This window comes from Rhodococcus sp. 05-2255-1e (assembly GCF_002259025.1).
Classification (GTDB): domain Bacteria; phylum Actinomycetota; class Actinomycetes; order Mycobacteriales; family Mycobacteriaceae; genus Rhodococcoides; species Rhodococcoides fascians.
Map to the genome: position 1 here is coordinate 12,222 of NZ_NOZE01000006.1, position 23,084 is coordinate 35,305.

Below are 23,084 nucleotides of genomic sequence, written 5' to 3' on the forward strand. Positions count from 1 at the left end.
TAGATCTCAGGCGCGGGATCTACAGCCAGTTGTTCTTGTGGAACGTTCGCCACAGACCGACGCACACGCAGGCGACGATCGCGACGATTGCGTGATAGCCGTAGGTCCAGTGCAGTTCGGGCATGTTGTCGAAGTTCATGCCGTAGATGCCTGCCACCATGGTCGGCACCGCCGCGATCGCCACCCAGGACGAGATCTTGCGCATGTCCAGGTTCTGCTGCATCGTCACCCGAGCCAGGGCCGCGTCGACGAGTGAGCTGAGCACCTCGTCGTATTCGGAGATACGTTCGGCGACAGTGGTGTGATGGTCCTGCACGTCGCGCAGGTACCGCCGGACGGACTTCGGAACACTGGGCTCCTGGACCAGCCGTGCGAGAGGCGTCGACAACGGAGTCACCGACCGGCGCAGTTCCACGACCTCCCGCTTGAGCAGATAGATGTTCTCGATCGGCACGTGGTGATGCGGAGAGAACACCTCCTCCTCCATGCCGTCGACGTCCCTCTCGATCGAGTCGGTGACGGCCAGGTACTCGTCGACGACGTGGTCGGCCACCGCGTGCAGCACCGCCGACGGGCCGAGCGCGAGCTGTTCCGGATTGTCCTCGAGTCGCTGGCGCACGCCGGCCAATCCGGAGTGTTCGCCGTGTCGGACGGTGATGACGAAATCTCGACCGACCATCACCATGATCTCGCCGCTCTCGACGATCTCGTTCGCCGTCGTCACCGACTCGTGTTCGACGTACTTGACTGTGCGCAGGACGAGGAATGCGACGTCGTCGTATCGCTCCAGCTTGGGCCGCTGATGCGCGTGCACGGTGTCCTCGACCATCAACTCGTGCAGGTCGTAACACTGAGCGATCGCGTTCATCTGACGGTCGTCCGGCGCATGCAGGCCCACCCAGACGAACCCCTCGCCGCGGGCTCGTACTTCGGCGATCGCGGAAGTGTGAGTGAACCGGCCGGGTAGCCGGGAGCCGTCGACGTAGACAGCGCAGTCGACGATGGCGCGCGCCGTCGGCACCGGTATTCGTGGACTCGAATCGGGAACGGCCTTGTTTCCTCGTCGGTGCAGCGAGGGCAGTGAGGGACGCGGTGGAAGGGACGGCATGGCGGGCAATCGTACGCCAGGAAAACGACAGAACAGTGGGCCCGGAACATCACGGCGGTACGCCTGGGACACTGTTCTGGTGCTCATCGATCTCCACACCCACTCGACAGCGTCCGACGGTACCGACAGCCCGGCCGAGCTGGTTCGCGCTGCGTCGGCAGCGGGCCTGTCGGTGGTGGCGCTCACCGATCACGACACCACGGCGGGATGGGACGAGGCCGCTGCCGCATCGCCCGCCGGCCTGACGCTCGTGCGCGGCATGGAACTGTCGTGCACCGGTCGTGGGGAGGACGGCACGCCCGTCCCGGTGCACCTGCTGGCGTACCTGTTCGACCCCGAGAACGAGGCATTCGCCGCCGAGCGTGCACGACTGCGCGGTGAGCGGGTGACCCGGCTGCGGGCCATCGCCGAGAACATGGCCGCGGACGGCCTACCCATCGATCCCGACGCGGTTCTCGCCTCGGCCGGGGAGGCCGCCGGTCGTCCCCATCTGGGCCAGGCTCTGATCGAGGCCGGCTACGTCTCGGACATGGACGCGGCGTTCGCCGGTCCGCTGGCAACGGGTGGCAAGTATTACGTGGGCAAGGTCGACACTCCACTCGACGTCGCCGTCGAGATGATCGCCGCCGCAGGCGGCGTCAGCGTGCTCGCGCATGCCCGGGCCCGCAAGCGCGGACGCATCCTGGATCTGGACCACATCCGAGAACTAACCCCGCTCGGGCTCGGCGGTGTGGAAGTCCACCACATGGACCACTCGCCGGAGGACACCGTGGTGATGGCCGAGTTGGCCGCGGAGTTGGACCTCATCGTCACCGGGTCCTCGGACTATCACGGCACCAACAAGACCGTGAAGCTGGGCGAGTACACCACCGACCCGGAGCAGTACGACCGACTGGTCGCGGCGGCCCGCTCATGAACTTCGACGTGACGCTGTACCTGACGGTTCTGATCACGCTGTTCGTGATCATGGATCCACCGGGCGCGATTCCGGTGTTCCTGTCCCTGGTGGGACGCAAGAGCAAGGAAGTGCGCAACAAGGCCGCATGGCAGGCACCCGCAGTCTCGCTCACCGTCATCTCGGTGTTCGCGATCGGCGGCCAGGCCATTCTGAGCTACCTGCACATCGGCATTCCGGCACTGCAGGGCGCGGGTGGACTTCTGCTCCTGCTCATCGCGTTGTCGTTGCTCACCGGTAAGGGCGCGGGCGGCGACGCGGCGGCCGAGGACGTCAACGTCGCACTCGTCCCGCTGGGAACGCCGTTGATGGCGGGCCCCGGAGCCATCGCCGCGGTGATCGTCTACGTCAGTCAGGCCGACGGCAACGCGAGCTCGTTGCTCGCAATTGCCTTGGGCATCATCACGATTCACGTCCTGTTCTTCGTGATTCTACGATTCTCCACCGTCCTCATCCGGCTGCTCGGCGAAGGCGGCATTTCGCTGCTGGCACGTATCGCAGGCCTGTTGCTCGCCGCTATCGCGGTGCAGTTGATCGCGGATTCCGTCCGCGGATTCGTGGCCGGAGCATGAGCGGGGCCGGAGCGGGCGCCGGACTGCGCTTCCTGCGCGGGCTCAGCGGCATCGTCACCGCCGGACTCGTGGTGCTGGCGATCGGCGTCGGCGTCACCCAATATCTCGGTCAGTCCCGCGGCTACCCGGGACCGGGCGCGCTGTCGGTCACCGTGCACATCGTTGCCGCTGTCGTCGCCATCGCAGCGCAGCGCATTGCCGATCACCGACGCGGATTCACCGCCTTCCTCGGAGCGATCGTGGTCTTCGTGGTCACCGGTCTCGTCCTGTGGACCCAATGGTGGCAGTAGGGCAGTGGTGGCAGTAGTTCACGCTGGTTTCTGACTCTGTGGTCAGGTCGGTCGCCGGTATGGCACACTTGGGCCGTTGCAGCGATGCGGCTACAGCCCATCGTTGACTGTGCAGGCACACCCGCCGCACGTGCGAGACACGCTTTCGGCAGTCGGCAGCCAGTACTGGCGCCCTCCGGTAGCCCGCGACCCTTTCGAGCATCAATCACTTCGTAGACACGAGTTGCCTCGTCGAGGCCGACAGTGCGAGGAGCTTTCACCGTGACGGCAGTCGAAGACACCACAGGAACACCATCGGCAGTTGCGGCCGCGATCACCGACGACGAGATCTTCGCCGGGCATCTCGGCGGCAAGCTTTCGGTCCAGTTGGCCGCGCCGCTCGAGACCCAGCGCGATCTCTCGATCGCCTACACCCCGGGGGTCGCCCAGGTCAGCCGTGCCATCGCCGCCGACCCGGCACTGGCCAAGCGCTACACCTGGACCGACCGACTGGTCGCCGTCATCTCCGACGGTTCCGCGGTGCTCGGCCTCGGCGACATCGGTCCTCGCGCGTCGTTGCCGGTGATGGAGGGCAAGGCGGCGCTGTTCAAGAAGTTCGCCGGCCTCGATTCCATCCCGATCGTGCTCGATACCCACGATGTCGACGAGATCGTCGAGACGATCGTGCGGATGCGGCACAGTTTCGGAGCCGTCAACCTCGAAGACATCTCCGCCCCGCGGTGTTTCGAGGTGGAACGACGCGTCGTCGAGGCACTGGACTGCCCCGTGATGCACGACGACCAACACGGCACGGCCATCGTCGTCCTTGCGGCGCTGACGGGTGCCGCACGGGTACAGGGCCGGGAACTGGCCGGGCTTCGAGTGGTCGTCTCGGGTGCAGGCGCTGCAGGCGTTGCGTGCGCGAACATGTTGCTCGCCGCCGGCATCTCCGACGTCGTGGTCCTCGATTCCAAAGGCGTCGTCTCGGCCGATCGCGGTGACCTTGCCGGCGTCAAGGCCGACCTCGCCGCACGGACCAACCCTCGTGGACTGAGCGGGGGACCGGGCGATGCTCTGGCCGGAGCCGACGTGTTCCTGGGACTGTCCGCAGGCAAGGTGGACGAGAGCGTCATCGCCTCGATGGCCCCCGAGTCCATCGTGTTCGCGCTCTCGAACCCGGATCCGGAGATACACCCGGAGGTGGCCAGGAAGTACGCGGCCATCGTCGCGACCGGACGCAGCGATTTCCCCAATCAGATCAACAACGTTCTGGCCTTCCCCGGTGTGTTCAAGGGCGCGCTCGACGCCGGTGCACGCCGTATCACCGAAGGCATGAAGCTCGCCGCTGCCGAGGCAATCCTCTCGGTTCTCGGCGACGAGTTGGCCGCGGACAGAATCGTCCCGAGCCCACTCGATCCTCGCGTCGCCCCGGCCGTTGCGGACGCAGTTGCGGCAGCAGCGCGAGCCGAGGGCGTCGCGTAGGAAAACAGAAAAAGCACCCCGAACCCCGCCCTATCCGGGTCGGTGGTTCGGGGTGCTTTTAGTTTGCGTGAGTCGTCGTCAGACTTTTGCCAGTCCGGTCGGCATGCGCCGGAGGCGACCGGTTCCCGGCACCGACGTCCACACCGCAAGGGCGAGAAGGCCGTCGACGACGAGTGTGAGCAGCGCGACGAGGATCGCCCCCACCAGAACCCGGCCGTAGTCGTAGAGCGCGAGACCGTCGAAGATGTAGCGACCGAGCCCGCCGAGGTTGACGTACGCCGCAACGGTCGCGGTCGCGATGATCTGCAGGGTGGTGTTCCGTAGTCCGCCGAGGATCAGTGGGAGTGCATTGGGGATCTCTACCCGAAGCAGCACCTGTGATTCGGTCATCCCCATCGCGCGGGCGGCGTCGACCACGTGGGCGTCGACGTTGGCTATTCCCGAGTAGGTGCCCGCCAGTAGCGGCGGTATCCCGAGCAGGACCAGCGCGATGATCGGCGGGATCAGACCCAATCCGATCACCAGGACCAGGAACACCAACACACCCAGAGTCGGCAGTGAGCGCAGAGCGTTGACCAGTCCGACGACCACCGCTTCGCCGCGGCGCAGGTGACCGATGATCAGTCCGATGGGAATCGCGACAGCGGCCGAAAGCACAACGGCCAACAGCGAATACCACATGTGCTCGAGCAGTCGAGCGCCGATTCCCGTCGGCCCGGCCCAGTTGGCACCGTCGAGGATGTACGAGAACGCTTCGGAGAACAGATTCATGCGCGCGCCTTCCTCGTCGACGAGCTGCCCTGCCGGGTCCACGGCGTGAGTCGACGGCCCACCAGGTACAGGGCGGCGTCGAAGATCAACGCCAAGAACACGATCGAGATGATGCCGGCGAAGATCTGATCGGGATAGTCACGTTGGTAGCCCTGGGTGAACAGCTGGCCGAGACCACCGATACCGATCACCGAACCCACCGAGACCAACGAGATGTTGGTGACCGTGACAACTCGAATATTGGCGATGAGCACCGGCAAGGACAGCGGTAGCTCGACGGTCACCGCCCGGCGTAACGACGAAAAGCCCATGGCCTGAGCCGAATCGACGACGGCGAACGGAACCGAATCGAGTGCCTCCGGAACCGCGCGAACGAGCAGAGCCGTGGAGTACACCGTCAGTGCGATCACCACGTTCAGCGGATCGAGCACGGGCAGTCCCACGACCGCAGGAATGGTGACGAACAGTGCCAGTGACGGCAACGTGAACGCAATGCTGGCCACCGTCAACGTGATTCGGCGGACCCACCGCGTGTTGCGAATCAGGGTGCCGACCGGAACGGCGATGAGCAGTCCGATGAGCAGGGGCACGAGCGAAAGATACAGATGTGTCTTCGTGTACCCGAGTACGACGCCGAAGTTGTCGAACAGCCAGGTCACTGTGCATCGTTCCCGGCCGCGCCGAAGTGGTGGCGATTGCGCTCCTCGTCTTCGGACTTGCGCTGTACGGCCAGGTTTTCGAGAATCTCCGCACCGTCGACGCTGCCCACGGCGGCACCGGTCGAATCGACGGCGACGCCGATTCCCGACGGAGACGAGATCGCCGAGTCGAGCGCCTGCCGTAGATCGCCGCCCTCGAGGAACAGCGACCCACCGGCCGCCGTGCTCTCGTCCAGGCTGCCGCCGCCGCGTACCTTCTCGACGCCGGTGGCGTCGATCCAGCCGAGGGGACGACGCTGGGAGTCCACGACCAGAACCCACTGCCCCTGGTCGAGTCGCAGGGTGCTCATCTCGTCCTCGGTCGCGGTATGGATCGGATGCATCGTCACCGACTGCGCGGAGCGGAAAGACAGGCCTCGGTAGCCGCGGTCGCGGCCTACGAACGACGCCACGAACGACGTCGCCGGTGCCGCGAGCACGGTCTCGGGCTTGTCGTATTGCTGCAGACGACCCTGCGGTCCGAAGACTGCGATGTGGTCGCCCAGCCGCACGGCCTCGTCGATGTCGTGCGTGACGAACACGATCGTCTTCTTCAGATCGGCCTGCAGCCTGAGCATCTCGGTCTGCAGATCCTCACGCACCACTGGGTCGACAGCACTGAAGGGCTCGTCCATCAACAGAATCGGTGGGTCCGCGGCGAGCGCGCGGGCCACACCGACGCGCTGTTGCTGCCCGCCGGACAGCTGCGCCGGGTAGCGGGACGCGAGAGCGGGATCCAGGCCCACTCGCTCCAGTACCTCGAGCGCCGCCTTGCGGGCAGCGCGCCGGGACTGACCGTTGAGGACCGGAACCGTCGCAACATTGTCGACGACGGAACGATGGGGCAGCAGCCCGGCACTCTGGATGACGTAGCCGATTCCCCGGCGCAGCTTCACCGCGTCGGTGTCGGCGATGTTGCGGCCGTCGACCGTGATGACACCCGAGGTGGGCGCGATCATCCGGTTGATCATCCGCATCGACGTCGTCTTGCCGCAGCCGGACGGCCCCACGAACACGGTGAACGAGTGTGGCTGGATCACCAGGTCCAACGAGTCGACTGCCGTGGTGCCGTCCGGGTACGTCTTGGTGATGTTCTCGAAGGTGATCATCAGCTGACCGGCTGGTCCAGACCCTTGTCCTTGACCCACGCCGTTGCCGCCGCAGCCGGTTCGACCTTCTGGTCGCCGGACACCGACGTGTTCAGTGCGATGAGCTCTTCGGTGGTGATCTGCGCCGAGACGGCGTCGAGAACCTGAGTGAGCTTGTCGGACTGCTTGGACGTCCGCAGCACCGGGATGACGTTCTGAGCGGCGAAATTGTTCTCCGGGTCTTCGAGAACCACGAGATCGTTCTGCGCGATGGCCGGCGAGGTGGTGAAGATGTCCGCCGCGACGACCTGGCCCGACACGAGTGCCTCGACCGTGGCCGGTCCGCCGCCGTCGGAGATGGGCACGTAGTTACCGGGGGAGATGTCCAGGCCGTACTTCGCTTTCAGGCCCGGCAGTCCGCCGACGCGCTCCTGGAATTCCGGCGTGCCTGCGAACGTCACCTCCGAGGAGAACGGTGCGAGATCGCCGACGGTCTTCAGATTGCGCTCGGTTGCGGTCGCGCGGGTGACGACGACGGCATCCTTGTCTTCGCCGGGTGCCTGGGCCGTCACCGAGAGGTCGTCGCCGAGTGCAGCGGGCAGTGCCGCGAGCACGTCCTCGGACGAGGTGGCCGTGGCAGATTCGTCCAAGTACTGGAGCAGGTTGCCCGTGTAATCGGGAATCAGGTCGATCGAGCCGTCGCGGACGGCGGGAATGTACGCCTCGCGGCTACCGATGTTGAGCTTGGTGCTCACCTCGAAACCGTTGGCGCGCAATGCTTCTGCGTAGATATTCGCGACGGTCTCGGACTCCGGGAAGTTGGCCGAGCCGACGATGATCGAGTTCGTGTCGTCGTTGCTCTCGCCGCCTCCGCTCGAGAGCGGATCCGAATTTCCGCCGCAGGCGGTCAGTGCGGTGACCGACAGGGCGAGCGCGGCAACTGCCGCCACTGCCTTCGGGGCGGAGAACGCGCGCGTGATTCGGGAGGTGGTCATGGTGTCCTTCCATCGGTTCGGGCACAGACGAAGCCCCAACTCCGACGGGTGCCGCCCGATCACCGGGGACACCGCCGAACCAGGACTCGGGCTGCTCGGGATGGTAGTCGACGTCGCCGTGCCCATAAGGTTGGTTCGACTACCCTCTCGTTCGCATCTGTGCCCCGCGGTCGGGATCGGTAAACCCCACGGGCAGTGAACAGGAGAAAATGAGAGTGCGTTCGTCGATTCTGGCAGCGGCCCTCGCGGTCACTATTGCAGGTTCCGTCGGTGGGTGCAGTGCGGCCGACCGGGCCGAACCCGGGCACATGCCCGTCGTCGTCGGAGCCGGGAATTCCGACCTCTCCCGGTTGCTCGCACAGATCTACGCGGGAGGACTCCGGTCGACGGGAGCCGAGGTCTCCGTCGCCGAGAACCTGGGGGATCGGACGGCGTACCTCGCGGCGCTGGACCGCGGCGAGGTATCGATGATCCCCGACCTGACCGGGGACCTGTTGCGAACCTTCGACACCCTGGCCGGGGCAACCGAAGCAGAGGACGTGTTCACCGAACTGAACCGATCGCTGCCCGCCGGACTGTCGGTGGGAGACTACGCAACCGCCGAGGATCGATTGGCCCTCGCGGTCGCGTCGAGCAATGCAGTGGACGACGACGCGACGGTGACCGAATTTCTTCGTCGGGACGACGTGACAGTCGGCACGGTCGAGGGGGAGGTCGACCCGATGAACGTCATGAATGCGCCGCGGACGGCTCCGGCCTTCACCGGGGCAAGTGCCACAGATTTCATGGTCTACCCGGATGCGCAGTTCGCCGCCGATGACCTGAATTCCGGTGCGGTGGATGCTCTCGCGATTCGGACGGCGTCGTTCGGTCCGCTGGCCAAGGATCTGACGACTCTGCCCGACGACGATCATGTGTATCCAGCGCAGAACGTCGTTCCGCTGTACCGCACCGGTGTGCTGGACGAGAGTGCGGTGAAGTCGTTCTCGGTGGTGGCGGGGGAGCTGACGACAGCGGACCTCGCCGACATGATCGGCGAGGTCCGCGGGGGTGCTGCGTCAGGCGATGTCGCCGGCCGCTGGCTCGGCGAGCACAGCCTCTGACACGTCGGACTTCGGCTCTGCTCTGAGCTTGCGGCCCAGATAGGAACCCATGTGATGGACGGCTTCGGCTGCTTCCCGCAGGATCGACGCCTGCAGATGCGCCACGTGCCAGAGCTTCTTGTACTCGATGTACTCGAGTTCGACGCCGGACAGGCGCAGCGTGTCCGCGAACGCGGTGATCTGCGGATAGAGCACCTCGTCCGTCCCGACGTGCATGACGACCGGAGGCAGCTCATCGAGGTTGCCCTGGAGCGGCGCGAAGCCTTGATCCAGCGGGTCGCCCGCCCCGAGATACGCGTCGGCCGAGGAGTTCGACCACCCGGTGTTGACCACCAGGTCGCGCGGCTTGACCGCGTCGCGTGCGCCCGGATCGACCCACGGTGAGATCAATCCGAGTGCTGCCGGCCTCGCGCCGTCGTCCACCAGCCGCCTCGCCGTCGCGACGGTCAACCCGCCGCCTGCCGAATCACCGGCGATGGCGATGCGATCCGGGGTGAAGCCGTGCGAACGCACCAGTTCTCGGAACGCCGCCACGGCGTCGTCGAGCGCGGCCGGGTACGGGTTCTCCGGGGCCAGTCGGTAGTCGAGTACGTACACGGCGCTGGCCGACTCTCGGGCCAGATGGGCGGCGAGCGATCGGTGGGTGTTGATCGAACCGATCGTGAACGCGCCCCCGTGGAGGTACAGGATGGCGGTGTCGCGTTCGGTGGCTCCGACGGTGATGCGCTCGGCTCGCCTGCCCGCGAGCGTCAGCTTCTGCGCGACGGTCCCGTGTGGGAGCGTCTGCACGGGAGCCGCGGCCTCGAGGACCGCCCGCTGTGCCCGGAAGGACAGACGCGGATTCAGCGCGAGGCGGTAGAAGGGCTTGAGCGCCGCCGCAACGATCGGCAGTGGAACGTAGAAGGCTTTCACGACGCGACCCGCCTACTTCTTCGACCGTGGCATGGCCCGCTTGGACACCGCAGCGATCAGGCCCTGGTACCGCGAGCCGGTGATGCGTTGCAGCAGATCGAGCGCGATGGCGTCGGAACCGATGAGCACGCGACCCCTGCCCTTCTCGACACCCTTGAGAATGGTCTTGGCCGCGTCGATCGGGGTGGTCTTCGCCAACTTGCTGTCGAAGAATTTCGCCACGTCGGCCTGGTCGAAATTCTCGGCGACGGTGGCGTTGCGGGCGATGGCAGTCTTGATGCCGCCGGGGTGCACCACGGTCACCTTCACCGGAGCCTTCGCGATCAACATCTCCATGCGCAGCGACTCGCTGAAACCGCGGACGGCGAACTTCGCTGCGTTGTACGCGGACTGGGACGGCATCGCCAACAGGCCGAACAGGCTGGAGATGTTAACGATGTGGCCGTCGCCGGAGGCCTTGATGTGCGGCAGAAATGCTTTGGTGCCGTTGACGACGCCCCAGAAATCGACGTCGACGATGCGCTCGATGTCCTTGAACGACGACTTCTCCACGTCACCGTGGTAGGCGATGCCCGCGTTGTTGTAGATCTGGTTGACCTTGCCGAAATGCGCGACGACGGCCTCGGCATAGTCCAGCACGGTCTCGCGCTGCGAGACGTCGAGGAAATCGGACTTCACCTCGGCTCCGAGTGCCTCGACGCGGCGCACCGTCTCGTCGAGTCCGGCGGTGTCGACGTCGGACAGTGCGAGCTTGGCTCCGCGTCCGGCCAGCTCGAGGGCCAGGGCCCGGCCGATTCCCGAACCCGCGCCGGTGACGACGGCTACCTTGCCTGTGAATGTGCTCATCGTGCGGACACCTTGTCTGTGTTGTTGCCGGCGGCCGTGCTCGCCGACGCGGAGGTCAGATCTGCGGTTGCGACGCTACGGTACGCATCGAGATCGAAATGCTTGGTCTGACGACGGAACTCGAACGTGAACCCGGGCCACAGGGTGGTGTTGTTTCCGTGCTTGTCCAGATACCAGCTGGCGCAGCCGCCGTTCATCCAGACGCTCTTGGCGAGCTGGTCCTGCAGGGTCACGTTGTACTCGTCCTGCACGTCCTTGCGCACTTCGATGGTCCCGATGTCGTGCTTGTCGATGGTGTTCAGGGCGTCGACCAGGTAGTTGATCTGCGACTCGATCATGAAGACCATCGAGGTGTGCCCGAGGCCGGTGTTGGGGCCGACGAGGAAGAACATGTTCGGGAAGTTCGCCACCGCGGCGCCCTTGTAGCCCTGCTGTCCGCCGTCGTCGAACGTCTGCGCCAGCGTGCGGCCGTCCTTGCCGACGATGGCCTGGTAGGCAGGTGAATCGGTGACGTGGAAGCCGGTGGCGACGACGAGTGCGTCGATCGGGCGCTCGGTGCCGTCCTTGGTGACGATCGATCCTTTGCGGATCTCGGCGATGCCGTCGGTCACGAGGTCGACGTTGCTCTGCGCGAGAGCGGGGTAGTACGCGTTGGAGATCAACATGCGCTTGCAGCCGATGCGGAAGTTCGGGGTCACCTTCGCGCGCAGCGCCTTGTCCTTGATCTGCGTGCGCAGATGATTCTCCGACGCCCACTGCAGCGGCTTCATGAACGCGGGGTTCTTCGCCAGTCCGACGACCTGGGTCTCACGCATCGCGTAGATGCCGGCGCGGGCGAGGCGCTGGAAGCCGGGCACGTGCTTGAAGGCGAAGCGCTCGAGCTTGGTGTACGGGCGATCGGCGCGAGGGAGGATCCACGGCGCGGTGCGCTGGTAGACGTCGAGGTGCTCGACCTGGCCTGCGATGGCGGGAACGATCTGGATCGCCGACGCGCCGGTCCCGATGACGGCGACGCGCTTGCCGGCGAGCGAGACAGCGTGGTTCCACTGAGCGGAGTGGAAGACGTCGCCCTCGAAGTCGTGAATTCCCTTGATGTCGGGCAGGTTCGGCTCACACAGTGCGCCGACGGCCGAGACGACGATCTTGGCGGTGTAGTTGCCGGTGGTCGTCTCGACGTCCCAACGGCTGGTGGAGGCGTTCCATCTCGCCGACGTCACGTCCGTGCCGAAGACGTGCTTGTCCATGACGCCGTACTTGCGCGCAACTCCGGCGATGTACTTCTGGATCTCGGGCTGGGTGGAGAACGAACGAGTCCACTCCGGGTTCAGCGCGAACGAGTACGAGTACAGATGCGAGGGCACGTCGCAGGCTGCACCGGGGTAGGTGTTGTCGCGCCAGGTACCGCCCACATCGTGGCCGCGTTCGACGACGACGAAGTTTTTCTTGCCTGCCTTGGTCAGCTTGATCGCCGCTCCGAGCCCGGCGAAACCACTGCCGATGATCAGCGTATCGACGTGACGCGGCGACGTTGCGCGGTCCGAAGTATCTGTTACGGGAAGACTCATGTAGAGCAGACTAGAAGCTTACTGAGTGTGAGTCAATAGTTATTGACTACTATTCAATAGGATGATTGCATGGCGGATGTGAACCGCGCTGGAGTATCGACGACGAAAAGGACCAGACTCAGTCCGCAGCAACGACGAGCGCAGCTGATCGAGCTCGGCACCGAGATGCTCGCCGATCGGCCACTCGAACAGATCTCCGTCGAGGACATCGCCGATCAGGCCGGAGTCTCCCGAGGTCTACTGTTCCACTACTTCGCGTCCAAGCAGGACTTTCACCTCGAAATAGTCCGCGAGGCGTCGCGGTCGATGATCGAACGGACCGCACCCGACCCCGACCTCGAACCCTTCGAGATTCTGCGCGACTCCATCGCCAACTACGTCGATTACGTCAGCGAGAAACGAGACACCTTCATCTCTCTGCTCCGCGGCACGGCAAGCGGAGACCCCCAGATGCGCGAGGTGTTCGAGCAGACCCGCACCACCATGGCCGATCGCACTCTCGTCCAACTCGCTCAACTCGACGTCGATGTCACCCCCACCATCGACCTCGCCGTCCGCGGTTGGATCGCCTTCGTCGAAGAAGCCACCATCACCTGGCTCAGAAATCCACAGATCACCCGCGACGAGTTGATCGACCTGAACGTCAACGCCCTACCTGCTGTCGCCCTGGCCCCGGGCATGATCTCCGCACTCCTGGGAGCCGACGCCGACGCCTGAGCCCCGCCCTAGTGTGCGTCCCCCCGGTTGGACGTCCTCCCCGGTTGGACGTCCTCCCCGGTTGCAGGTCCTCCCCAGTTGGGATCAATGTCCCTTTGTTGCAGTCTGACCGACTGAATCCCACATTGATCCCAACCCGGGTGCGCACAGAAACGACGAAAGCGGCCCACTCCCGAAGGAGTGGGCCGCTTGTCGCTGTCGCAGATCTAGTCTTCGCCGACCTTGTTGAAGGCCTCGTCGATGATTTCGAGTTGCTCGACGGCGTGCACCTTGCTCGATCCCGAGGACGGTGCGGACATGGCGCGACGGGAGATGCGCTTGATGCCGACCAGCTTTTCGGGCATGAGTTCGGGCAGTGCGAGACCGAAGAACGGCCAGGCACCCTGGTTGGCAGGCTCTTCCTGAACCCAGCGGAATTCCGTTGCGTTCGGGTAGCTCTCGAGTGCTTCCCGGATTCGACGCGTCGGCACGGGGTAGAGCTGCTCGATTCGGACGATGGCGACGTCGTCGCGGTTGTCCTTCTGCTTGCGAGCGAGGAGCTCGTAGTAGAGCTTGCCGCTGACCATCAGCACGCGCTTGACCTTGCTGCGGTCACCGGTGCCGGTGTCGTAGGTGGGCTCGTCGAACACCGAGTGGAACTTGCCGTCGGTGAAGTCCTCGATGTTGCTCACTGCTGCCTTGTTGCGCAGCATCGACTTCGGGGTGAAGACGATCAGCGGGCGACGGATTCCGTCACGCGCGTGCCTGCGCAGCAGGTGGAAGTAGTTCGCGGGAGTCGAGGGGAGTGCGACGGTCATCGACCCTTCGGCGCAGAGCGTCAGGAAGCGTTCGATGCGTCCGGACGTGTGGTCCGGGCCCTGACCTTCGTGGCCGTGCGGGAGCAGCAGCACGACGTCGGAGAGCTGTCCCCACTTGGCTTCACCGGACGAGATGAACTCGTCGATGATGGACTGGGCACCGTTGACGAAGTCGCCGAACTGCGCTTCCCACATCACCAGTGCGTCCGGGTTGCCCACGGAGTACCCGTACTCGAAGCCGACGGCCGCGAACTCGCTCAGTGCGGAGTCGTAGACCATGAACTTGCCGGGGTTGTCGCTGCCGATGTTCTGCAGCGGCGTGTACTCGGAACCGGTCTTGCGGTCGATGATCACCGAGTGCCGCTGCGTGAACGTGCCGCGGCGGGTGTCCTGGCCCGAGAAACGAATGTTGCGTCCCTCGTCCACGAGCGAGCCGAGTGCGAGCAGTTCGCCGAAGGCCCAGTCGACCTTGCCCTCGTACGCCATCTCCCGACGCTTCTCGAGCACCGGCTTGACGCGGGGGTGCACGTTGAATCCCTCGGGAATGTCGAGGTGCGCATCACCGATTCGGTGCAGGACGGCCTTGTCGACGGCGGTGGTGAGCTTGGTCGGCAACTGCTGGTCGAGTTCGACCGATTCGCTGGGCTCCGGGGTGTACTTCTCGAGTTCGCGTACCTCGTTGAAGACGCGTTCGAGCTGACCCTGGTAGTCGCGGAGCGCGTCCTCGGCTTCCTTGAGCGAGATGTCGCCACGGCCGATGAGCGATTCGGTGTAGCTTTTGCGGACGCTGCGCTTGGTGTCGATCACGTCGTACATCGCCGGCTGGGTCATCGAGGGGTCGTCACCCTCGTTGTGTCCGCGACGGCGGTAGCAGATCATGTCGATGACGACGTCCTTGTGGAACTTCTGACGGAAGTCCACTGCCAGCTGAGCCACCCAGGCACATGCCTCGGGGTCGTCGCCGTTGACGTGGAAGATCGGCGCGGCGATCATCTTGGCCACGTCGGTGCAGTACTCGGACGAGCGCGAGAACTCCGGCGAGGTGGTGAAGCCGACCTGGTTGTTGACGACGATGTGCACGGTTCCGCCGGTGCGGTAGCCACGCAGATCGGACAGGTTCAGCGTTTCCGCGACGACGCCCTGGCCTGCGAAGGCCGCATCGCCGTGCAGCATCAGCGGCAGCACGGAGTAACCGCCCTGGCCGGTGCCCTTGTCAAGCAGGTCCTGCTTGGCCCGGACGAGGCCTTCGAGGACGGGGTCGACGGCTTCGAGGTGCGACGGGTTCGCCGTGAGCGAGACCTTGATGTCGTTGTCGCCGAACATCTGGATGTACGTGCCCTCGGCGCCGAGGTGGTACTTCACGTCACCGGAGCCGTGTGCGGCAGCCGGGTTCATGTTGCCCTCGAACTCGGTGAAGATCTTCGAGTACGGCTTGCCGACGATGTTGGCCAGCACGTTCAGGCGACCGCGGTGCGGCATGCCGATGACGACCTCGTCGAGGGCGTACTCGGCGCTCTGGTCGATGACGGAGTCCATCATCGGGATGACCGACTCGGCACCTTCGAGCGAGAAGCGCTTCTGTCCGACGTACTTGGTCTGCAGGAACGTCTCGAAGGCCTCGGCTGCGTTGAGCTTGCTGAGGATGTACTTCTGTTGCGCCACAGTCGGTTTGACGTGCTTGGCTTCGACGCGTTCCTGCAGCCACGAGACCTGCTCGGTCTCGAGGATGTGGGTGTACTCGACGCCGACGTGGCGGCAGTACGAGTCGCGCAGGACGCTGAGCACGTCGCGCAGCTTCATCTTGTCCTTGCCGTGGAATCCGCCGACCTTGAACTCGCGGTCGAGGTCCCACAGCGTCAGGTCGTGGCTGATCACGTCGAGGTCCGGATGCATCCGGAACTTGTCCTTGGTGAACTGCAACGGGTCGGTGTCGGCCATCAGGTGACCGCGGTTGCGGTACGCCGCGATGAGCTCGAGCACGCGGGTGTTCTTGTCGACGGTGCCTTCGGGCAGATCCTTGCGCCAGCGGATCGGCTCGTACGGGATCTTGAGCGAATGGAACAACTCGTCGTAGAACTCGTCGCTGATCAGCAGATTGTGGATCGTCTTGAGGAAGTCGCCCGACTCCGCACCCTGAATGATGCGGTGGTCGTACGTCGAGGTCAGCGTCATGAGCTTGCCGACGCCGAACTCGGCGAGACGCTCGTCGCTGGCACCCTGGAACTCCGCCGGGTACTCCATGGCACCGGCACCGATGATGGCACCCTGGCCGTTCATCAGGCGCGGGACGGAGTGGACGGTGCCGATTCCGCCGGGGTTGGTCAGCGAGATCGTGACGCCCTGGAAGTCCTCGCCGGTGAGCTTGCCGTCGCGGGCACGCCGGACGATGTCCTCGTACGCGTTGTAGAACTGCGTGAACGTGAAGTCCTGCGTGTTCTTGATGGCCGCGACGACGAGGGAACGGTTGCCGTCCTTGCCGGGAAGGTCGATCGCCAGACCGAGGTTGATCGACGCCGGAGTGACGGCGTTGGGCTTGCCGTCGACCTCGGCGAAGTGGCGGTTCATGTTCGGGAACGCCTTGACGGCCTGCACGATGGCGTAGCCGAGCAGGTGCGTGAACGAGATCTTGCCGCCGCGGGTACGCGCGAGGTGGTTGTTGATGACGAGGCGATTGTCGACCATGAGCTTGGCCGGGATGGCTCGCACGCTGGTAGCTGTCGGAATCTGCAGCGAGGCGGACATGTTCTTGGCAACCGCCGCAGCTGCGCCGCGCAGAATCTTGCTCGACTCTTCACCGAATTCGGCAGCGGCGGTCTTGGCCGGGGCTGCCTTCTTCTCGGCCGGCTTGGCCGGGGCCGACTTCGCCGGAGCAGGCTTGGATTCAGCAGGCTTGGATTCAGCAGCCTTGGGAGCTGCGGCCTTCGCGGGGGCTTCGGTCTTCTTGGGAGCTTCGGTCTTCGGGGCTTCGGTCTTCGCGGCCGAGGCGGCGGGCTTCGCAGGAGGCGCGGGTGCTGCGGGAGGAGCGGACTTGGCCGAGCTGCCGTTCGAGGCCGAGCCGTTGGAACCGGACTTACCGTTGGAGATGGGGTTCTCGTCGATCACGGCTTCGGGGTCGTAATCGGTGAGGAACTCGTGCCAGCTCGCGTCGACGGAGGACGGGTCCTGCTTGAACCGCTGGTACATCTCGTCGACCAGCCATTGATTTTGTCCGAATTGGGTAGTAGAGCTGCTGCTCACGGCAGTAGTTCGCCTCGTTTCTGTCTTCGTTCCCGATCAGCGCGCGTACGACTCCAGGCTAGACCTCCGGTCGAGATCGCGTGCGTCCGGGACGTAGCTGTGATATGTACTCACCGGTAACCATCGGCCTCGTTGTCGATGACCCCGTTGACTATCGAATTATTCCCCCGGTTCGTTTCGGCTGCAGCCCACAATGTGGCGTAGAAGCCGTCCCGTTTGCGAAGTTCGGAATGTCGTCCGACTTCCACGATACGACCACCGTCGACGACCACGATCAAATCCGCTCGTGCGGCGGTGGCCAATCGGTGCGCGACGACCACTGCGGTGCGGGTCCGCGCAACGGCGTTGCTGGCTTCGAGGACCTTGCGTTCGGTGGCCGGATCTAGGGTTGCGGTCGCTTCGTCGAGCAGGAGTAGATCGGGATCCACCAGTTCGGCGCGGGCCAGCGCAATCAGCTGTCGCTGGCCGGCCGACAACCCTTGGCCGCGTTCGCCGACAGGTTGCTGCATACCGCCGCGAAGTGCAGCGATGGTGTCGAGGGCCCCGACCGAGCGTGCCGCGTTCTCGATGTCGGCCCGGCTGGCGTCGGGCCTGCCGTACGCGATGTTCGACGCGATGGTTCCGGTGAACAGGTGGGCTTCCTGCGGTACGACGCCCAGCCGGTGGCGGTAGTCGGACAACCGGTAGTCGCGAAGGTCGTGGCCACCCACGCGTACCGATCCCGAGGTCGGGTCGTAGAACCGAGCGAGCAGCTTCACGACGGTGGATTTGCCTGCTCCGGTGCGACCGACCAATGCGACGGTGGTGCCGGCCGGGATGCTGAGAGATACCTCACTGAGCGCGTCGGAGTGAGCTCCGGCATACCGAAAGCTGACGTCGACGAGGTCGATGTCGGCGTTCAGGCGATCGCCGACGACTGCACCGGACCCGGTCGCTGTCGCTGTTTCGATCGAACTCGTCGTGCGTAGGAGGTCTCCGATTCGGCCGACGCCGACGCGGGCCTGTTGGTAGCCGTCGAATACCTGCGAGAGTTGCTGGATCGGGCCGAAGAGGAGGCCGAGGTACAACACGAACGCCACCAGGGTGCCCGCGGTGGCGGTGCCCGTGGCGATCTGATGCGCACCGACGAAGACGACGACGGCCAGCGCGACATCCGAGAGCAGTGTGATGAACGGGAAGAACACCGAGATCGCGGTCTGCGATCGCATGCGGCTCGCTCGGTAGCGGTTGCTGCGTTCGGCGAAGCGAGAGGCTGCGTACTCCTCACGTCGGTATGCCTGCGCTGCGCGCAGTCCGGTGACGTTCTCCTGGAAATCGGCGTTGACGATGGAGATGCGTTCGCGCGAGGTCGAGTACGCAGCCGAGGAGATGCGTCGGAAGACGACGGTTGCAACGGCGAGTGGCGGCACGACCGCCAGGGCCACCAGCCCGAGTGTCGTATCCGTGACGAGCAGTGCGATCGCGATGCCGACGACGGTCAGCACGCTGACCACGGCCGTGGACGCGCCGGTCTGGATGAACGACGACAGCGCATCGACGTCGGTGGTCATTCGCGTCATGATGCGCCCGGACAGCTCGCGCTCGTAGTAGTCCAGCCCGAGTCTCTGAATGTGCGCGTAGCTGCGTACTCGCAATCCGAACAGCACCCGCTCGCCGGCTCGTGCGGTGAGCACGGTCGTCGCGCAGACCACGAACCAGCTGGCAGCAGCCAGGGCGACGCCTATCGATGTTGCGATCCACAGGGTGTCGGAGTCCCCGCGGGCCACGCCGCTGTCCACCGCGTACCGGACGAGTGAGGGGAAGGCGATGGAGGCGATCGAGTCGAGCGCCAGCAGCACCACGACACCTGCCAGCAGCAGCCGGACAGGACTCAGCAGTCGTGAGAGCCGGAATTCCGGGTCTGGTCGACGCAACTGTTGTCCCGATCCGCCTGGTTCCTCCGTTGCCGGTGGTAGGGCTGCCACCGCGTCGGAGATGGCCTGCGTCGGTGCCAACGAGCCGAATGCGCCGGCCATCGCTGCGCCGTGTGTGCCTCCACCTCCGGCACCTGCGGGCGGCATCGCGGCACCGGGGTTCGATACGGCTTCCAGAGCATCGTCCGGCCAGAGCATCGCCGCCGACGGTTCCGTCCGCGGTTCCGGTGCGGCGTCGCTGTGTTCGTTCTCGTCTCCGCCGGCGAGGAGAGCGCGGAACAGTGGGCAGCGCTCGTCGAGTTCGTCGACTGTGCCGGTGTCGATGATGCGTCCACCGTCGAGGACGGCTACTCGGTCGGCCAACGTCAGTGTCGATCGGCGGTGTGCGAGGACGAGGGTCGCCCGGGTACGCACGCCGCGCAGTGCGTCGAAGATGGCGGCCTCGGTCTCGGCGTCGACGGCGGAGGTGGCGTCGTCGAGGACGAGAATCCGCGGCTCGACCAACAGGGCGCGAGCCAAGGCGATGCGTTGGCGTTGCCCGCCCGAGAGGGTGAGGCCGCGTTCGCCGACGAGACTGTCGTAGCCCTCGGGCAGAGCGTCGATGAAGGTCGAGGCCTGAGCCAGCCGAGCCGCGTGTTCGATCTCCTCCGCGCTTGCCTCGGGCCTGCCGAGCGCGATGTTGGCGGCGATGGTGTCGGAGAACAGAAACGGCTCGTCGAAGACCAACGACACCGCTTCGCGCAGTGACGCGGAATCCAGGTCGTCGATGTCGATGGACGTGTCCCCGGAGGTCACCGCGATCCGGCCGCGAGTAGGGCGATAGAAGCGGGGGAGCAGCAGGGAGAGCGCGGTCTTTCCCGAGCCCGCGTGTCCCACGACGGCCACCGTCTCCCCGGGGGCGATGCTCAGGTCGAGGTCGCTGAGAACGTTGCGCTCTGCCTCGAATCCGAACGTGACGCCGGTGAGGTGGACGCCGAGGGGGCCGTCGGGCAGTGCGATGGGGTGCGCCGGTTCCGGTGCGGTCGGCTCGGTGTCGACCACTTCGTAGACGCGCTCGACGGCCGCGCGGGAGAGCTGCGCCATGATCACCACCGACGACACGGTTCGGGTGACGGCGGACAGCGTGGCCACGTAGGTGGCGAAGGCGAGAAAGGTGCCGATGGTGATGTGGCCGTGCAGTGCCAACCAGCCGCCGAGAGCGATGACGCCGACCAGTCCGAGCTGAGGAATGGTTGACATGGTCGGTGCGAACCGTGAATTGATGCGGGCCGAGCGCATGCGTTCGGCGAACAGCCTGCGCCCGAGAGCTTCGATGCGATCCACCGCACGCGCTTCCTGCCCGAAGCCCTTGACCACCCGGACTCCGGTGACGGTCTCCTCCACGTGCTGGGCCAGATCGGCGGCGCGCTGTTGTGCGGACCAGGTGGCAGCGAAGAGGGTGGGTCGCATTCGGTAGACGACGACGCTGACCGCGGGAACGATGACGACCGCGACAAGGGTGAGCAGCGGTGAGAGGTAGGCCATCACGACCAGGGCCAGGACGAACTGCAGAATTGCCCCGGCCGACAGCGGCACCATGGCGAGCAGACCCTGCACCAACTGCAGGTCGGTGATCGATCTCGACACGACCTGGCCGGTTCGGATTTCGTCCTGCTTACGACCGTCGAGCCGCTGCAGCGACGCCAGCAGGTCCATCCGCAGGTCGTGTTGAACATCGATCGACAGGCGACCGGCGAGCATGCGCCGACCGAACTGGCAGGCGAATCGCAGAGCACCCAGCAGTGCGATGGCTATCGCGACTCCGGCGATCACGTCGTTCTTGCCTGCGCTGGCGTCGTCGATCGCGAGGCGCGTCAGCAGCGGAAACGAGATGTCGATGAGGGCGGCGATCATCGTCACGCCCAGTGCGCCGAGTGCCGTCCGCCGGTGCAACATGCACTGCGCGAGCAGACGTCTGATCCAGCCACGCCGTGTGATCGACGACGCGGTGATCGACGACGCGGTGGTCGGCCGGGAGTCGGTGGGTACGCCGGACGAGCCGGGGTCGGTTTCCAGCAGACGGGTACTGCCCGTATTGCTGCCCGACGCTGCTCGATCCTTCACGTATTCGCTGTGTGCCATCGATTCACACGGTAGACCTGGCTACCGACAGCAGGATCGGGCGAACATCCCCACCGATGCGGTGGTCAGTCGATGTCCCGGGTACGGGCGAGGAACCAACCGCCACCGGTGAGGATCACGGCCCACAGGGCAAGTCCGAGCGGAGCCCACGGCCACGACGCGAGGTCGCCCGCATCGTCCAATTGTGTCGCTGCCATCGTCGGCAATGTCAGGTTCGACGGCAGCGCGGTTGCCACCGGTCCGAAACCGACTCCGAACAGAATCAGGGACAGCAGTCCTTCACCGAACGGCAGCCAGGCGACGAGCACGATGGCGGCCCAGGTCGGGGATTTGAGCAGCAACCCCAGCCCGGCTCCGATGAGCGACCACAGCACCACGGCGAGCAAGCACGACGCGACGACGCCGATGAAAGCGCCGTCGAGGACGATTGTTCGTTGGCTGAAGATCAGCAGACACACCAGGCTCGCCAGGAGCACGACGAGGCCGTACCCCAGGCCGAACAGGGCGGTGACGATGAGTTTGGCGGCAATGACGCCGTCCCTGCCGCGGGCCGTCAGGAAGCTGGTGGTGATGGTCTTGTGTCGAAACTCGGTACCGGCGTTGACCGCGCCGAAGATGCCGGCGAACAGGATGGCGGCACCCGCGGCGACGTACAGGCCGATGGAGGCGACACCGCCGGCGATCTGAAGATCTTCCTCGAACTCGCCCAGCTGGTTCGCGATCACCGAGGTGATGACGGACGCGAACACGCCGACAACGATCGGTGCGATCGCCAGCGCCCACCAGAACTTCAGTGTGGTGACCTTGCGGATCTCTGATGTCAACAGCGCGTTCATCGCGAACCCCCGGTCCAGTTCTGCGGTGGTCCGTAGTTCTGTGGCGGCGGTGGATACCCCTGGTTGTATCCAGGCGGCGGCCCGTAACCAGGCGGCGGCCCGTATCCCGGAGGCGGTCCGTATGCAGTGGGTTGGACGGGTGCTGCGGTGTACTGACCGGCGGTCATGGAGAGGAACACCTGCTCGAGGTCGACGTGTTCGCTGGTGGTGCCGAAGACCGTGACCCCAGCGTCGGCCGCGATGCGCGTGACGGTGGCAGCGTCGGCACCCGCGACGCCGATGCGGCCGTCGGGCAGCAGTTGGGTGTCGGTGAGTCCGGTGGACGCCAATGCCAGGGCTAGTTTCGCCGGGTCGGACGCGGCGACGAGCACGCGACTCGGGCGGGTGGATCGCAGCTGAGCGATGGATCCCTGGTACATCAGGGTGCCGGCGCTGACGATGACGAGAGTGTCGACGGTCTGCTCGATCTCGCGCAGGATGTGGCTCGATACCAGGACGGTTCTCCCCGATGCCGCGAACGCTTTGAGGAAGTCTCGAAGCCAGGCGATCCCCTCGGGATCGAGGCCGTTCGCGGGTTCGTCGAGTACGAGGATCTCGGGATCGCCGAGTAGAGCTGTCGCCAGCGTCAGTCGCTGACGCATGCCGAGAGAGAACCCGCCTGCTGCGCGGTGCGCGGCGTCGCCCAGACCGACGAGGTTCAGGACGTCGAGGGCGCGGCTGTCGGGTACCCCGATCGCCGCGGTGTAGATCTTCAGGTGGTGCTCGGCGCTGCGTTTGGGGTGCAGACTCAGCGAGTCGAGAACGGCCCCGACGGTACGGGCCGGGTGGGTCGCCGTGCGAAACGGAACGCCGTTGACGAGGCCGACGCCCGAAGTCGGGGCGACGAGGCCGAGCAGCATCCGCAGTGTCGTGGACTTGCCGGAGCCGTTCGGCCCGAGAAAGCCGGTGACGGTTCCGCGTGGAACGACGAAGCTCAGGTCCGAGACCGCGCGAACAGTACCGAATTGTTTCGTCAGAGCCTGCGCTTCCAGCGCCGGAGCCGAGTAGCTGGTCATCTGTGCGGTGTCCCCCTGGCCGTCGGTGCACCTCGTGTGCCGGT

The 23,084-nt window shown here is 65.4% G+C and carries 18 protein-coding genes; 6 read left to right on the plus strand and 12 right to left on the minus strand.

Annotation, left to right across the window (positions count from 1 at the left end; genetic code table 11):
* Positions 1-19: 19 nt before the first annotated feature.
* Positions 20-1,108: a magnesium and cobalt transport protein CorA gene (locus CH262_RS02480; protein ID WP_032386320.1), complete on the minus strand. Its 1,089-nt coding sequence runs from the start codon at positions 1,106-1,108 to the stop codon at positions 20-22.
* A 79-nt stretch (positions 1,109-1,187) separates the two neighbouring features.
* Between CH262_RS02480 and CH262_RS02485 the strand changes: the two genes are divergently transcribed.
* From CH262_RS02485 to CH262_RS02500, 4 genes are all read left to right on the plus strand, one after another.
* The gene (locus CH262_RS02485) at positions 1,188-2,024 is read left to right on the plus strand and encodes a PHP domain-containing protein (protein ID WP_094716792.1); all 837 of its coding nucleotides are present in this window, start codon (positions 1,188-1,190) and stop codon (positions 2,022-2,024) included.
* Positions 2,021-2,635 carry a MarC family protein gene (locus CH262_RS02490; protein WP_027498030.1) on the plus strand — a complete coding sequence of 205 codons (615 nt, stop codon included), beginning with the start codon at positions 2,021-2,023 and terminating at the stop codon, positions 2,633-2,635. The genes CH262_RS02485 and CH262_RS02490 overlap by 4 nt, the downstream gene beginning before the upstream one ends.
* Positions 2,632-2,925, plus strand: coding sequence for a hypothetical protein (locus CH262_RS02495; protein WP_051365246.1), 294 nt, complete (start codon positions 2,632-2,634; stop codon positions 2,923-2,925). Before CH262_RS02490 ends, CH262_RS02495 begins: the two co-directional genes overlap by 4 nt.
* Before the next feature lie 261 nt (positions 2,926-3,186).
* Positions 3,187-4,386 carry an NAD(P)-dependent malic enzyme gene (locus CH262_RS02500; RefSeq protein WP_032371946.1) on the plus strand — a complete coding sequence of 400 codons (1,200 nt, stop codon included), beginning with the start codon at positions 3,187-3,189 and terminating at the stop codon, positions 4,384-4,386.
* A gap of 78 nt (positions 4,387-4,464) precedes the next feature.
* Here CH262_RS02500 and CH262_RS02505 read toward each other — a convergent pair whose 3' ends face one another.
* The 4 genes from CH262_RS02505 to CH262_RS02520 are packed head-to-tail and all read right to left on the minus strand — an operon-like array spanning position 4,465 to position 7,938.
* Positions 4,465-5,157: an ABC transporter permease gene (locus tag CH262_RS02505; RefSeq protein ID WP_027498027.1), complete on the minus strand. Its 693-nt coding sequence runs from the start codon at positions 5,155-5,157 to the stop codon at positions 4,465-4,467.
* On the minus strand, positions 5,154-5,816 hold the full coding sequence (locus tag CH262_RS02510; protein WP_032365390.1) for an ABC transporter permease: 663 nt from the start codon (positions 5,814-5,816) through the stop codon (positions 5,154-5,156). The genes CH262_RS02505 and CH262_RS02510 overlap by 4 nt, the downstream gene beginning before the upstream one ends.
* A complete protein-coding gene (locus CH262_RS02515; RefSeq protein ID WP_032390505.1) occupies positions 5,813-6,964 on the minus strand; it encodes an ABC transporter ATP-binding protein in 1,152 nt (383 codons plus the stop codon). Before CH262_RS02515 ends, CH262_RS02510 begins: the two co-directional genes overlap by 4 nt.
* Positions 6,964-7,938 carry an ABC transporter substrate-binding protein gene (locus tag CH262_RS02520; protein WP_032365502.1) on the minus strand — a complete coding sequence of 325 codons (975 nt, stop codon included), beginning with the start codon at positions 7,936-7,938 and terminating at the stop codon, positions 6,964-6,966. The genes CH262_RS02515 and CH262_RS02520 overlap by 1 nt, the downstream gene beginning before the upstream one ends.
* Positions 7,939-8,147: 209 nt before the next feature.
* On the opposite strand from CH262_RS02520, the gene CH262_RS02525 reads away from it, so the two are divergent.
* A complete protein-coding gene (locus CH262_RS02525; protein WP_094716793.1) occupies positions 8,148-9,041 on the plus strand; it encodes a glycine betaine ABC transporter substrate-binding protein in 894 nt (297 codons plus the stop codon).
* Here the strand turns inward: CH262_RS02525 and CH262_RS02530 are convergent.
* The 3 genes from CH262_RS02530 to CH262_RS02540 are packed head-to-tail and all read right to left on the minus strand — an operon-like array spanning position 8,997 to position 12,364.
* Positions 8,997-9,953: an alpha/beta hydrolase gene (locus tag CH262_RS02530; protein WP_094716794.1), complete on the minus strand. Its 957-nt coding sequence runs from the start codon at positions 9,951-9,953 to the stop codon at positions 8,997-8,999. The two genes, CH262_RS02525 and CH262_RS02530, sit on opposite strands and share 45 nt — an antisense overlap.
* A 12-nt stretch (positions 9,954-9,965) precedes the next feature.
* Positions 9,966-10,799: an SDR family NAD(P)-dependent oxidoreductase gene (locus CH262_RS02535; protein WP_032365394.1), complete on the minus strand. Its 834-nt coding sequence runs from the start codon at positions 10,797-10,799 to the stop codon at positions 9,966-9,968.
* Positions 10,796-12,364, minus strand: coding sequence for a flavin-containing monooxygenase (locus CH262_RS02540; RefSeq protein WP_094716795.1), 1,569 nt, complete (start codon positions 12,362-12,364; stop codon positions 10,796-10,798). The genes CH262_RS02535 and CH262_RS02540 overlap by 4 nt, the downstream gene beginning before the upstream one ends.
* Positions 12,365-12,433: 69 nt before the next feature.
* Between CH262_RS02540 and CH262_RS02545 the strand changes: the two genes are divergently transcribed.
* A complete protein-coding gene (locus tag CH262_RS02545; RefSeq protein ID WP_032371667.1) occupies positions 12,434-13,081 on the plus strand; it encodes a TetR/AcrR family transcriptional regulator in 648 nt (215 codons plus the stop codon).
* Between the two features lie 206 nt (positions 13,082-13,287).
* On the opposite strand, the gene CH262_RS02550 is transcribed toward CH262_RS02545, so the two are convergent.
* The 4 genes from CH262_RS02550 to CH262_RS02565 all read right to left on the minus strand — a co-directional run bounded on the left by CH262_RS02550 (position 13,288) and on the right by CH262_RS02565 (position 23,040).
* A complete protein-coding gene (locus tag CH262_RS02550; RefSeq protein ID WP_094716796.1) occupies positions 13,288-17,115 on the minus strand; it encodes a multifunctional oxoglutarate decarboxylase/oxoglutarate dehydrogenase thiamine pyrophosphate-binding subunit/dihydrolipoyllysine-residue succinyltransferase subunit in 3,828 nt (1,275 codons plus the stop codon).
* A 110-nt stretch (positions 17,116-17,225) separates the two neighbouring features.
* Positions 17,226-20,963 (minus strand): ABC transporter ATP-binding protein, encoded by a 3,738-nt coding sequence (locus CH262_RS02555; RefSeq protein ID WP_094716821.1) that lies wholly within the window; start codon positions 20,961-20,963, stop codon positions 17,226-17,228.
* A 251-nt stretch (positions 20,964-21,214) separates the two neighbouring features.
* Positions 21,215-21,973, minus strand: coding sequence for a hypothetical protein (locus CH262_RS02560; RefSeq protein WP_230591712.1), 759 nt, complete (start codon positions 21,971-21,973; stop codon positions 21,215-21,217).
* 8 nt (positions 21,974-21,981) lie between these two features.
* A complete protein-coding gene (locus CH262_RS02565; RefSeq protein WP_094716797.1) occupies positions 21,982-23,040 on the minus strand; it encodes an ATP-binding cassette domain-containing protein in 1,059 nt (352 codons plus the stop codon).
* Positions 23,041-23,084 lie beyond the last annotated feature (44 nt).